A 14,512-nucleotide genomic window follows, 5' to 3' on the forward strand; every position below is an offset into this window, starting at 1 on the left:
TTATTTTCCCCGAATTAATAAGCTGCCTCCTGGTTTAGATATTTATCGATTATGGTTTGTAATGATTTATCCATAGCTATTTGGTAATTACTATAACTTATAGTTGCTCGAGTTGAAGATATTCCCGAAAAAAACAAAATTATTTTTTGTGCGCCGGATGCATGCCGTGAGTTTCCATGTGAATATGGAAATGATAATGTTGTGGGTAAATTAAATCAACGATTAAATAATACTCCAAAATCAATGATTTACTCCACTAAATTTTACTCTTTTTAGTATATTTGGTTAACAAACCAGTTATTACATGAAAATTTTTCATCTATTTATTTGGATGATTTTGTTTGGTTTCACCTCGATCTATGGGGCAGAACCACTTAGGCTTCCTGGGGCCAATGATATACGTATTATCCCTTATTTATCAGAATATATAGATTGCAGTTGTTCAGAGAATGCGTCGCAGGTCCTATTAAAATGGAAAACCGGACAGTTTAAAAGATTATCAGATGCAACCGTTGTGAATAAAGGCGTGACGGATTGTGTGCATTGGTTTGCCTTGCATGTTATTAATGATTCTAAACACAGGGAGAAATATCTGTGGAGCTTTTATAATGATGGAATAAAATTTAATGTATTTGAACTAGATAGCCTAAGAAATAAAATCATTCGTACAGCCCAAGGTTCGCACTTTCAACGACTTTCTGAACGGGAAGTTCCTATTCGGCCGGTGTCCTTTGAATTGCCCATGGAAGCTGGAGAAGAGAAGTTCCTCTTGTTGCGTACAGAGGTTTTTGGAAGGCAAAACCTTTATTTCCCGACAGATATCAGTACAAAAAGTGATATCCTAATTTATGAACTTGGCTTTTCTTTTCTGTTAGGGCGGTATTTTGGTTTCTTCTTCTTCGCCATAGTTTTTAATCTCTGCTTGTTTTTAATTCTAAAAAAACGCTTTTATGCGATGATGCTTGGTTATATTTCATCTCTTCTAGCATTTAATATGATTGAATACTTGCACGATGTGTATGTCGTACCTGATGAATTATATGCGGTTTGGACACAAATCCCTAAACTCACATTTCTTGCTCTTGCCCTTTATTTTAACGTGTATGTCTTTATGACTTTTGTTCAACAGAAGAAGTATTTACCGAAATTGAGCAAAAAGTTGATCCTATTGAATAAATTGGTGTTAACAGCCACTTTGATTTATTTGCTATTGCACTTGGCATTAAATAGTAATACCCATTTAGTACGTGTCTTTCAATTAATTTTCGCAGCACTATTGTTGACTCAAACAGTCTTTTTATTGGTCAATATTTGGTATTGTATTAAAGGTAAATCGCCTTATATTTTCCATTATTTATTAGGGAATAGCTTGATATTTCTCTCTGTAGTCATGTACCTCTTCAATACATTTGACATTATCTATTTTCCTCAATTTATCAGACCTGGTAATATCATATTTGCATTTTCAGTGGAGATTATCTACCTCATGATTGTATTTACAGTGAAGTATAAACAGGATTTTGATCATTTTGTCGAGGATATTGCAGTAGCAGAAAACAAAAGAAGGCAGTTGGCTCTTGAATTGGTTATGATCCAAGAAAAGGAAAGATCTCGGATAGCACAAGATATACACGATGGTATTGGCGGCACCTTACAAGGATTAAGATTGTTGTTATCTGCTGAACAGCTTCAGCAAAAGAACAAAGTTCAGGAGATGCTTAAAGATATCAATGGCGATTTTAAGCGGTTGATTCATCAATTGGCACCGAAAAACTTGAAGAGTCTTGGTTTATGTGGTTCCATTCAGCATGATGCTTCGTCCTATGGATCAGTGCCAAAAATTGAATTGCAATGTTTTGGGGATGAGAAAATAATGCCTTTTGATATGAAAATACATTTGTTCAGGATATATCAGGAACTGATAACGAATGCTTTAAAACATGCTATAGGCGTAACACTCATCGAAGTGGATTTAGCGATAGATGATCATGAAGTTCGTTTGTTAGTTCACGATAATGGACAGGGAGTCGCAACATGTATACCTGAAAATGGACATGGGATAGGGATGCATAGTATTCGTTCAAGGGTAGATTATTACCGTGGGACATTTGATTTTTATTTAACAAAAAGTGGCTGTAGTGCTCAGGTAATAATTCCGTTTAAAACCAACGTAGATAAGATATGATGATAAAGCTGATAAACATTGATAACCATAAATTGTTTAGTGACGGGCTTCGAGCTATCATTTCTCAAGAGAAAGATATGTTGTTTTTAGAGGCGTATTCTGATGGCAAGGACATGAAAGATCGCCTTAAATTGCATGAACCTGATATGGTTCTCTTGGATATGTATTTGAATGAAAAGTCAGGGATTGCCATAGCTAAAGAGATTAAAAAAATAAGACCGAAAACCAAAATAATTATTCTTTCCTTAGAAGTGAACCCCGTATTTACTGCTGAACTAGAAGAAATAGGTGTAGAAGGTTATATTTCCAAAGAATTGGATTCGGTGGATTTATTAGCTGTTATTCGTAAGGTTTATGCTGGTCAGACACAATATAGCCATGATATTTTACAGAATTCAAACTCAGTGACTGTGATGGTGAATGATTTTGGGTTAACTTATCGTGAACTCGAGATTTACCAATATATCAAAGAAGGTAAGTCAAGTCAAGAGATTGCAGAACTGTTGCATCGTAGTGTCATGACTATCCGTACCCACAGAAAGAATATTAGACAAAAATTGAAAACGAAAATTAATAATCAAGGCGATTTTTTTGATTATTAATTTTTACCTTGCTGTACCCGGTATTTTAGAATGCTAATGATTAGAAGTAGACACTATCCTGATTTAAGGTCTACTCATTAGCATAATCAACCCGAGAAAGCATGGAAAAAGAAATACAAGTAAAGAATAAGTTGGAGCCAAGCCGTAGCCTTAAGGTAGCAGCTTTTGACCAAAGTAAATCTAATACAAAGCCACATAAACATAATGGCTATTTGGAACTTGTATTATTGACGAAAACGTCTGGTAAACATGTAATTGATGGGAGGGAGGTCAAAATTGAAGCGCCTTGCTTACTGGTAATAAGGCAAGATAATGTACATCATTGGGATTTGGAAAAACCAATCTTAGGCTATGTATTGTTATTAAAGAGACACTTTGTAGATGCCAGTTATGATCCTGAACTCAATATGCTTTTGGATCAACTCGTTAAATTGGACATACTGCCTATACTGAACGTTAAAGCGGTGGAGACTATTTTTCAGTTATTGATGGATGAAACAAATAAGACCTGCCAAGAGGGATTATTTAAGGCTTTAATCGCAAAATTATTGGAAGCCAATTCTACTTCTCCTAGACGAGCTGAATTACCGGATAATTTATACAAGCGTTTCACAAAATTACTGCGTGCGGATGTTCATCCTGTAAATCATGTTGCTCACTATGCAGAGAAATTGCATACCAGCCCACAGAATTTGAATGCAGCCTGCAAGAGAGAAGCTTCTAAAACAGCTTCTGATGTACTTGCAGACTACTTGATCCAAGAAGCAAAGCGACTGTTGATCTATACTGGTAAAAGTATTTCCGAAGTAGCCTTTGATTTAGGCTTCTCCGATAAGTCAAATTTCTCGAAATACTTTAAACGTTATACCCTTCAAAGTCCTAAAGACTTTCGGAATGAAAACCTTAAAATTCCTTTTCACCAAACTCACTCTTAGGCAATTTCAGGATTTGATTTAATCGTTGAAGATTGATGTTTAAATTCACTAAGAATACGTTTTTCTCATATACATAGTTCGTCGTGGTATAAAAATCAGGAGCATAAGTACTGATTCGTTGTTCATTTACACCCCATTTACCTAGTTCAATATTTTGCCATTGCAATTGCGCTGTCAGGGTACCTCGTAAGAATTGCTTGCTAAGGTTAAAATGAGGTGTTACGAATTTGGAATCCATCCCCTGGACAGTAGGTCTTTCAGATAGGTAATTTACTTGTAGGCCGGTGCTCCAACCTTTGGATAGGTTTGCTTGTAATCCTGAATTGATGGAATACACCCAATCTTGGTTAGATCGAATATTTTCGTAATCCAATACTTTCCCGGAAACTTTATAATGATAAACATTGGCTCCTAAATTAAATTGTAGCCAAGGAAATAGTTTGGTATTTGTACCTGCTTCAACACCCCAACGTTTAGCATAATCAGCATTACTGAATACACGATGAAGGATTGTATCAGCATAAACTGAGTTTACACGTTGAATAGGGTTCTTGCTGTGTTGAAAATAAGCATTTAGGAATGCAGATCCTTTAGGGAATGTTTTGACTACTCCTGTTTCTACATTGCTGATAAATTCTGGTAAAAGTTCTGGGTCGCCTTGCTCCAATGTTTCGGAGTGTTCTCTTTCAGGTATGGGGTTCAATTCGAAATTGTTAGTTCTTTGTACCCGTCGTGCTGCCGCTACTTTCCAAGACCAACCTTGACCTAAGTCGTGCATGAGGCTCATCGATGGATATAATTGATGGATGGAGTAGGGGAACTTTTGATTCGTATGAAGCAACAATAAATCTCGATTATAATATTCATAACGTAATCCAAGGCTATATTGTGTTTTATCGCCTTTACGTTCATATTGGCTAAATACAGCATGAACGATATTGTCAGCATTCATCTTGCCAGAGAACTCTGTATTGAGAATAGGGTTGTTTTTTCCTCCAATAGATTCGTAATATTCAAAGTTGCCTTTTTGCAAATCTTGCCTTAATTGATATCCTGATGTTAAGCTACTGTTCTCCCAATTCCATTTATGCTGTGCAGTAAGTCTTAACCCTTTAAGCGGATTGGTATAGGTGCTTCTTGTCCATTGTATCGTATCTGCTTGCCCGTGTATGTTGGAGTTAAGTGTTGAACCATGAATATCGGCATATTCGTAAATAGCACCTAAGGATAATCCATGCGCTTTATTGATTTGATATTGATAATTAAAGTCAATCAAATAAAACTCGCCTTGTTTATTTTGAAGGTTAGGGTTATGGTAGTCAAGTCTATGCAATTCATTTCCTGTAGAAGGCTGTATCGTGCGATTGTTGTAATAAATATCTGCTAAGCGATCTTGGAAACGTTTTGAAGCAAGTAGACCTAAATCAAATCGATGTTTCTCTGAAGCTTGGTAAGATCCATTTAAACGTAATCCATAATTATACTTGTCAAAGCTTCTTTCACCTTTTGATGGAAAGAATGTTTGTTTATCTCCAATAATGGTATTTACATCGCCATCTCGGAAGCCTGCATTGTCATTTCTTAGGTAATTGGCTGAGCCATTCAATTCCAATTTATCTTTCTTCAATTGGAAGGCAATATCGGCACCATAGCGTTGTTGTTTTTCAAGGTTGTCATAATCGTGGATACTTGGCAAACCACCTTGTAGATTCATGTACCAGGAGAAACCATTTACCTGTTTTGTTTTTGTTTTAATATTGATCATTCCGGCCTTTCCATCCGGGTCGAATTGTGCTGAGGGATTGGAGATATATTCTACCTCAGAAACATCATTTGCGGCAATTTGACCTAATATGGTAGCAGGATCCATCAGCGTTGGTTTTCCGTTAATTAGGACCATTAAGCCAGCATTTCCACGAATGCTGATATTTCCTTGGGCATCCACTGCTGCAGCTGGAAGGTTTTTCACAATATCTAATGCCGTACCTCCGACAGCATTTTTATATTGATTGGCTTGGTAAACTTGTTTATCTGCCAAGTGTTTCTGTGCAGGGTCAGCGCCTAAAATACGAACTGTTTCAATGGATTCTGTACTAGGTGAGAGCCATATTGTTGAAAATAGTTTTTCTTTTTCCCCATGTATTTGGAAGGGAATACGTTTTTGTTGATAACCGATGAATTTTACTAAAAGTACATAGTTTCCATTTTTGGTGTTAGGGATCTTGAACCCACCTAATGAATCGGTCATAACACCATTTATAATTTGGTTTTTTTGATCCAATACTGCAACACTGACGTATGCAATGGGTTCCTTACTAATGGAATCTTGTACTTTGCCTTTGATTTGATGCTGCTGCCCAAAAAGACTGCTGCTTATTAATAAGAAATAGGTTAGGTATAGGAGTTTATTCACAATAATTTTATTTTTTGTAAAAATAGAAAAGATGTTGATTTAGAGGTGGTAAATGGAGAATTATACCATTCTATTTTCAAATAGACCTTAATTTTAAAGAATGGGGATCATTAAAAATCATTTGATAGCTGTTAAAAAAACATGATCCTCGAAAGGATCATGTCAAAACAAACTACCTATTGAAATTGATTATGAAAGATTTTGTAGTTAATAATCTGATTAGTCAATTAGATTTTATTCAAATTGATTTCTTCAAGAAGAATATTAAAGTCGCTTATTTGTGCTTTATTGAATGTGTTGCTGTAATTATAGAATGTAATACAATCCTTTAGCATTTGGACTGCGATATCCTTGTTGTCCGTTTTTAATAGGATTGGAATAGATCGACGGACAAGATTTGCATTTAGTGGGTTAAGTTGAAAAGCATACGATAACCATTGTCCCACTTTGTTTTTTGTTTCTTTACTATTATCGGATATTTTCCAAAAGTACCTGGTCCAATTAAATAGCTGTTCTACAGTCAAATCATTTTTTCTTGTATATCTAGTCAGAACGTTTTCAGCAAGTAAATGGTTCTTTTGCATTCTTTCGGCCATGCTTTCCGTAATAACATTTCTTCTTTTCAAGCTATCCATAGATACCACTTGGGTTAAGCTATCTATGTACGGGATAATTTTATTTCTAAAGTCCTTACGTTCTACATCATGAACCTGTAGAAACTTGTATTTAATGAATTTGTCTGAAGCAAAGAATAGGTTTCTACCGCTGCTAATATTAAGATCTCCATCCAACTTTCCATTGGTTGCAGCCTTAAAAGAGTTTTTATATTGAATAGCTTCATTCAAACCGTTTAAATTATTTGATTGGATATTTCTCTCAATGATTTTACCCATACTGGCTTCAATGGAAAATATCACCATCATACTGTATGCATTACTAAACTTACCAGTCGCTTTATACTTTTCAGAAATGAATCCTAATAACCGATTGTAGACATTTGGGTAAAATTGAGAAAGTTGATTTATCATGCTATTGTTCAGCTTTAATAAGTCCTCATCTTCTGATACAAGGTCTTGCTTGTCTGCTGATAATAAATATTGTACGGCTATTTTCTCTTTAAGGGGATCTCTTGCAGTCAATTGATTATTTAAATCCAGTAGAAATTCTGTTTCATTTTTTCCTGCAAGGAATTGTTCTTTCATTTTATCTATACCACCGTATTTTAACAAAATTGGAACATCTTTCGTGTCATCAAGGAGTCTTTGAACAGATCTACTTCCTACTAGTGTTTTGTACACTTTTCCTTCAGAATCCATAATAAGCATAGTAGGAAAGGCATTGACTTGATATTCTTTTGCAACTTCAATACCTTCTCCTTTTTCTGCATCTATTTTAAGATTAATAAAGGAGCTATTGAAATATTTACCAACTTGAGCATCGGTGAATATCTCTGAACTCATCATTTTACATGGGCCACACCATTCTGTGTAGACATCAATAAAGATTAGTTTTTTTTCAGATTTGGCTTTGTCTTTAGCCTGTTGGAAAGATAAATTTTCAAAATTTATCCCTTGAGCAAATAGTAAATTAGCATTTACCAATAATAGAATTATTACGGCAAATATTTTCGTTGACTTCATGTTATTTTTGTTTTTAAGTTTGTTTTAAGATTATGGAGCAATAGCATAAGAATCCTTCCACATTTGTCTAGCAAAAGCATTATTCAATGTCCATTCTATTCTTTTGGCTTGATCCTGGGTAATAATACTTTGATCTGAAGATTGTTCGCCGGTATTAACTGATTCATAGGTAATCCAAGGATAACCTGGTTTGCCAGCATTCTTTGCAGCATTAATTTCTACGGTATATTTTATCCTTGAGTTGCCAAAAACTGTGCTGGCCAAACCTCCTTGACTGGTTCCGGCATAATATTGGTTATATGCAAATGTGTCATCGCAATAATCATCTACCCATGTCTTGGGGCTTCCAAATTGTACTGAGGTATCATTTACAGATGAATTCGGAATTACGCCTAGAAAGGCGGATAATTGAGATACATAAGCTGGATATAATTGCGCAAATCCATCACTGCTTTTATGGAATACAATACCCACATTTTCTAAATAATTTGGTTTTTTCTCCCAATTGTCTTCCTCTTGTTGGTTTTGTAATTCTTTGATCGCGATGGATTTTGGAAGAGGGAATGCTGAAGCATCATATTTACCTTTGGCAAAAACAAAAGGTAATGATCTTGAGTAACGATTTGACTGCGATGTGTTTGCCCAAGAATTGTGATTTAGAATCCATACATTTAGGTACTTGTCAACATCCCAATACATCGAAGGATTATTGAATACATAATCAGCATTGAACTGTTCAAAATGTTGCTCATCCGTTAAGTATACACGGTTTATTCCTTTTTCAAATAAAATATTTCCTTTAGGATCTCGGATTACAGGAACAAATTCAATATTTGTATTTGCTCCATTCGAAGCATTGGCAGCTTTTCTTCCAAATACGTTGTTAAACATTTGAATGACATAATATATGGCATCAGAATTTAGTTCTTGTGATCTGTCCCTAACGGATTCTAGATCCACAATATGGAATACGATTGGAATCTTTTTTAAGGCCGGGGTAGGGTAAGGCTGACGAATATTCATTCTGAAATAAACCGGATTAGGATCTTCAGGAATGGCATTCCCTGTTAAGGGATGTTCTGCCAATTCTTGGAGAATTGGTTTGCTGGATCTTATTCCGTCTACCTCAGCATAAAAATCTAAGGTTGAAGTAGTGAATTCCGTAGTGGTATAATTGCTTGGATATTCCTTACCACTTCTGTCAAAGAATTTAATATTGTGTTGCCTCCAACGTGATTTTGGAATTTCACTATATTGGTTTTGAATCTGGCCATTGACGTCTTTATAGGTTCCAGATTTGGTGTATAATTTAACTTGGAGTCCCAATTGGGAAACCCCATCGGTAGTAAAATAATTGGCATTTGCTTGGCAAACAACCTTATCTACCTGATACTCCATTTGCGCAAAATTGAAGTCATCTGGCGAACACCCAACTATGGCAAAAATACAGAGGAATAATATGCTCTTGATATTCATAATCTTAATAATATAATTCTACCCATCCTGGGTTAACAATAATTTGTGGATTGTAATCAATTTCACTTTGTGGAATTGAAAATTGGTATCTGAAATCATCAGATTGAAGAGTGGCGGTGAATGACTGTACCGTTCTTGTTTCAGAAACTCTTCTACGTTTCATATCTAGCCAAAGGATATCTGATTCGCCTAGGAATTCCCTCTTTCTTTCTAGGTACAATTCATCTTCAAATTCCTTCACTGTGCTTGGTACGGAAAGTGAAGAGATAACAGAGGGTTCATATCGAAGTTCTCTCCATTCCTTCAACATCGATTGTGCCTTAGCGATATTACCAGTGTGCGCATTTGCTTCAATGTTTATTAGCCATTGCTCTGCAAGTCTGAAAAGGAAAAATCGGATATTACCCTTCATCTTACGGGTAGGACTTAAATCATTAATTGTAATTTGATCGGCAGGTTTATTATAATTTGGTGTATCTAAAAACCACAATTTTTTACGCTTATCTCCATCCTTGTACAATTGATTCCAAATGTTGATATCATACGAAAAAGTATTGTTTAGAAAAGTACTAGAATTGGCTGCAATTTTATAGGCTTCAGGATAACCATTGTTTATCAAACCAGCAGAGGTTGATGAATATGTCAAATTAAAAATTTCTTGATTTAATTTTTCAATTGAATACGGATATACTGTTTGATTTGTATTTGGAATTGCACATGCCTTTTGGCTGTATTCTTGCGCTTTCTGCCAATCAGATTCGTCTGCAATAAGGGTTTGTGCTTTCCAATAATAGATCTGTGCTGCTACACGGTTTATACAATCAATGTTGTACATGATATTGAACGTCTTACTCGATGGCGTGCGTTTTATTCTAAGCTCTGCTTCATTTAAATCCGCTATGATTTGATCAAATACAGCTTGCTGCGGTTTTCTGGAAAGATCTACTTCATCTAAAGAATTGTGAATGCCAGTGTATACAGGAATACCTAATTGTGGATTGTCCAAAGGAGCATAATATTGCAATAACTTAAGGAAATAATAAGAACGTTGAATAAGTGCTTCTCCAACAACAATGTCCTTTGTCTGTGGATCCCCAGTAGCCAGATTCCCCTCTGTAATAATTAGGTTCATAAGGCCAATTAGGTTGTAATATACGGTCCAATCAGAACGAATAGTTCCTCTATCAATTACTCGTTTTTGAGCTGGAGTCAATGTATTGCTGCTTTGATCCCAATTGGTAAAAGCCCATACATCTATGGAGGAAGTAAAACTATTGTCTGAAGAGAATTGGATTGGTGCCCAAGGTTCTGGAGCATCTTCCATAATTGTCCAGCGTCCATTCTTGCTGAAATTGTACATCCAAGAGCCCATCGTATTCTTTACAGTAGTAATATCTGTTAAGAATTGCGCGCCCACAGGTTTTATATCGAGAAACTTTTTGCACCCAAGAATGAAAAGGAGCATAAAGATTGAGGCTAAAAAGAATATCTTATTTTTCATGAGGTTTAAAATGAAATTTGAAGATTTAATGCATATTTTCTTGTTCGTGGATAACCAAATGCAGATCCGCTTCGGATATCAGTACTTCTAAACTTGGAGAAAATGGCCACATTGTTAGCAATGAATCCAAATCGAACATAGCTTAATCCGTACTTTTCAATTAATGGTTTTCGGAGTGTATAGGAAAGTGAGACATCATTAATGCTTAAGTAGTCTGCATTTTGAAAGCGGTCATCACTATTCATCATAAAATATCGACTTGTTCCTTTGCTTATAACAGGGATATTAGTAATGTCTCCAGGAATTCTCCAACGATTAGCTGTTTCCTTCAATTGGTTGATACGTGGACCATAAATCTCTGAGGTGGTGCCATAAGTAGCATAATTGAAATTACGTCCATCAAATGTTCTCAAATATTTTCCTGTTACATAGCTAAAAGAAGCTCTAAATTCTAAATCTTTCCAACCAACAGTTGTAGCAAATCCACCGTGGAAAGTAGGTTGTGTATTGCCAATTTGAGTTAATGATTGCATAAACCATGGGCTGAAGGTCAAGCCACCTAATGGATTTTTATTCATTTCCCAGATTTCAGGTACTTCCTCGAGTGGTATTTTATGTGCTGTGGCATAGGTTTGTCGAGCTAGATCACTTAAGTAAATCATTGGTTCTCCATTCATAGGGTTAACTCCAGCAAAGCGATAACCGAAGGTGGTACCAGTTGGATATTGTTCAATATCATTAGCTGTAAAACCTGTCCATTTACTTAATACATTTGGATCATTGAATTCCATTGGATTTCTAGTAATGGAGTTTTCTACCCGGTTGGTGTTTCTTGCAATGTTAAAGGAGTTGATCCAACGAAAATCCTTATTAAACATGGTTCGTATATTGATGTTGAACTCCCAGCCTTTATTGATCAGGTCATGTCCATTCATCACCAATCTTGGATTACCAAAGGATGGAGGTGTAAAAGTCCCTCCTAATAAGTCACGGATAATGTTATTGTAATAGTTGAAACTACCGCCAATTTTATTGTTTAAAATCCCAAAATCAAGACCTATATTTTGATCCATTTTTCGCTCCCATTTAATACTTGGATTTGGGAAGTTGATTTTCTTTGCCCCATACAAATCATCATATTTAGCAGAGGATAAAATTATCCAAGAATAAGGGAGTGCATTCTTATCAATATTACCTGTGTAGCCAAAGCTACCACGTACCGCAAGTTCGCTGATGAAGGAATTTTTCAAAAATGATTCATTGTGAATATTCCATTTTACACTGGAGGACCAAAGTGGTGTAAATCGGTTTTTTGGGTCAATGGTTCCTGCTCCATCAAAGCGTGCACTGGCATTGACTACATATCTGTCTTGAAAACTATAAGTCAATGTTCCAAAGAAACTAGCCGCTCTATTTTTGTTGCCATATACAGATGATCCCAGCTGATTAAAGCTAACCTGGATTTCTTTGTTGAGTTCTGGATTCCAAGGATATTCTACATTTCCTCCTAAATATTTAGATGGATCATATTTAGGGATTTTAAACCTATTGTTCCAAGATTCTGCACTTCTGATTTCTGATCCTAAGAATGCAGCTAAAAAATGATCCTCATTTATGGTTTTGTCATATGATAAGGCCATACGTCCAGAGAAAGTCTTGGAATTTCCAGAATAAGGTGATATAAATCCTTCATTGTACCTTGCTGGGATTTCTGGTCTTTGCCCATCTGATGCCCTGAAAATTTCAGGAGCCCAAAAGTTGACTTGAGATGTATATGTACCTGGTCCAGCACCACTTTCACCAGAACTAAAGGCATAACCCAGGCGGCCTAAAAATTCAGCTTTTAGGTTTTTCATGACATCCCACCTAAGATTTAAACTAGTGGTGATATCAGATGCTTTTTGAACCGAAAAGGTTTCAGAAAGCTCCCTTATCATGTTAAATGTCGGATTGGCAAAGCCTATTGATAAACGGCTTTTGTCATTAAGCCAAGATTGATCAGGAGCATAGCTTCCATCTTCATTATACGGTTTTTCATACGGGTTGACATAAACCGCATATTTAAAAGGATCAATAGCTGAGTTATGGTCTTTAGATTGTCTATAAGAACCATTAGCTGTAAAATCGACCTTTAATTTAGGGTGTGGTTGGAAACCTACATTAACATTACTGCCGTAATTATTATACCGATTAGTAAAAAGTGCTCCTCGGTCATCTGATGCTCTAAAGGAACCCATAAACCATAGTTTTTTAGTTCCAGCTCGTGCGGAGATGTTGTGATTGTTAGAAAAACCAGGTCTGTAAATTTCATTGAACCAATTCACATTCACAGCACTTAATTCATCAATTTTCTGGTGGTATTCTTCATCAGTGATGGCTCCAGATTTCCATTTGTCCCAAGTACGAGCTCCTTGACCTCCAATTTGATCACGTTGAAGAAATTCTTCCATTAAATCAATCTCAAAGTCAATTTTCTCTTTGGCATTCATAAAGCCAAAATTGGTCAACTTTGGTGCCTCACTATAAGCGAAATTACTTTGATAATTTATGGAAACTGGACCTTCACCACCTTTCTTGGTTGTCACAACTATAACACCATTTGCAGCCATAGCTCCATAAATTGCTGTTGCTGCAGCATCTTTTAAGACGGTAATTGTTTCAATATCAGTAGGGGCAATGTTTCCAATACCATGATTTAATATAGATTGTTGAACATCACCATAAGTTAAATCTTTAATGGATGCTACCCCTTCTTGCAATGGTAATCCATCTACAACCCACAGTGGTTCCTTATTTCCATTAATGGAATTGTCTCCTCTTATTCTGATTTCTGCTTGTGCACCTGGTGCTCCATTAGGTGATGAAGAGAATAATCCTGCAACTTTTCCTTCTAATGCTTGATCTATACTTGAAAACATACTGTTTTCAATATCTTTGGCAGTTACAGTTACAAATGAACCGGTCATACGATCTCTATTGATCTGTTGATATCCAGTGTTTACTATTTGGATTTCCTCGATTACTTCATTGCTTTTAGCAAGAATTAATGAGAATGTTCCTCTGCTCAATATTTCTGAAGTGACAGTAAATGAACGAGTTATATAACCCATACAACTAACAAATATGCGATCACTTAATTCTGCTGCAATGCTTGCTTGACCAGATGAATTTGTTTTTACTTGTGATGATTTTAATACAGCGGTACTTCCTTTTGGCTGTAGACTAACACTCGCATCAGGAATAGCATTATTAGTGCTATCTAAAATTTGTATTTTTAGGACGGACTGTTTTACTCTTTCAAGATTTTTTACTTCTTTAGTGCTGGATACTCTCTTTTCTTTTGTTAAAAATATTGTTTTTGAAACGATGGAATAATCGAAATCAAAATCATCTCCTAATAGATTTAGGAATGAATTCAGATCAATCCTGATCAATGAATAATCAACAAGTTTTTTGTTTTTCAAAATACCCTCATCGCCAAATACAACATAGCCTGTTTGTTGTTTAATTTGACTAAAAATCTGACTCAAGTTTTGTCGCTTTACGTTCATGTGGATAATTTGTCCATTACTAGCATTTGCGACTTGAATGAGTATGACAGTGAGTAATATGGCCCATATTTGTTTAAAGCCTAAAAGACTGGTCCAAGCCCACTTATACTCCTTTCCTGGGCTTAGAGTTTGGTAATCTTCATCATAACCTGAAATTGGTTTGATGTCTTTACCATCATTTACTTTTGACATAATGTGAATTAATTATT

The 14,512-nt window shown here is 35.6% G+C and carries 8 protein-coding genes; 3 read left to right on the forward strand and 5 right to left on the reverse strand.

What is annotated here, in order from left to right; all coding sequences use genetic code 11:
* Window positions 1-304 precede the first annotated feature (304 nt).
* The 3 genes from ACP6L2_RS01855 to ACP6L2_RS01865 all read left to right on the forward strand — a co-directional run bounded on the left by ACP6L2_RS01855 (window position 305) and on the right by ACP6L2_RS01865 (window position 3,722).
* Entirely contained in the window at window positions 305-2,185 is a 1,881-nt protein-coding gene (locus ACP6L2_RS01855) for an ATP-binding protein (RefSeq protein ID WP_440507613.1), read from the forward strand.
* On the forward strand, window positions 2,182-2,787 hold the full coding sequence (locus tag ACP6L2_RS01860) for a response regulator (RefSeq protein ID WP_440507614.1): 606 nt from the start codon (window positions 2,182-2,184) through the stop codon (window positions 2,785-2,787). The genes ACP6L2_RS01855 and ACP6L2_RS01860 overlap by 4 nt, the downstream gene beginning before the upstream one ends.
* Window positions 2,788-2,888: 101 nt before the next feature.
* Window positions 2,889-3,722: a helix-turn-helix domain-containing protein gene (locus ACP6L2_RS01865; protein WP_440507615.1), complete on the forward strand. Its 834-nt coding sequence runs from the start codon at window positions 2,889-2,891 to the stop codon at window positions 3,720-3,722.
* On the opposite strand, the gene ACP6L2_RS01870 is transcribed toward ACP6L2_RS01865, so the two are convergent.
* The 5 genes from ACP6L2_RS01870 to ACP6L2_RS01890 form a co-directional block, all read right to left on the reverse strand.
* Window positions 3,691-6,135, reverse strand: coding sequence for a TonB-dependent receptor domain-containing protein (locus ACP6L2_RS01870; RefSeq protein WP_440507616.1), 2,445 nt, complete (start codon window positions 6,133-6,135; stop codon window positions 3,691-3,693). The two genes, ACP6L2_RS01865 and ACP6L2_RS01870, sit on opposite strands and share 32 nt — an antisense overlap.
* A 227-nt stretch (window positions 6,136-6,362) precedes the next feature.
* Window positions 6,363-7,775 carry a thioredoxin family protein gene (locus ACP6L2_RS01875; RefSeq protein ID WP_440507617.1) on the reverse strand — a complete coding sequence of 471 codons (1,413 nt, stop codon included), beginning with the start codon at window positions 7,773-7,775 and terminating at the stop codon, window positions 6,363-6,365.
* A gap of 30 nt (window positions 7,776-7,805) precedes the next feature.
* Window positions 7,806-9,251, reverse strand: coding sequence for a hypothetical protein (locus ACP6L2_RS01880; protein WP_440507618.1), 1,446 nt, complete (start codon window positions 9,249-9,251; stop codon window positions 7,806-7,808).
* 4 nt (window positions 9,252-9,255) lie between these two features.
* Entirely contained in the window at window positions 9,256-10,752 is a 1,497-nt protein-coding gene (locus ACP6L2_RS01885) for a RagB/SusD family nutrient uptake outer membrane protein (protein WP_440507619.1), read from the reverse strand.
* 5 nt (window positions 10,753-10,757) lie between these two features.
* Entirely contained in the window at window positions 10,758-14,495 is a 3,738-nt protein-coding gene (locus tag ACP6L2_RS01890; protein ID WP_440507620.1) for a SusC/RagA family TonB-linked outer membrane protein, read from the reverse strand.
* Between the last annotated feature and the right edge of the window lie 17 nt (window positions 14,496-14,512).

Source organism: Sphingobacterium lactis (genome assembly GCF_051951495.1).
GTDB classification, from domain to species: Bacteria; Bacteroidota; Bacteroidia; order Sphingobacteriales; family Sphingobacteriaceae; genus Sphingobacterium; species Sphingobacterium lactis_A.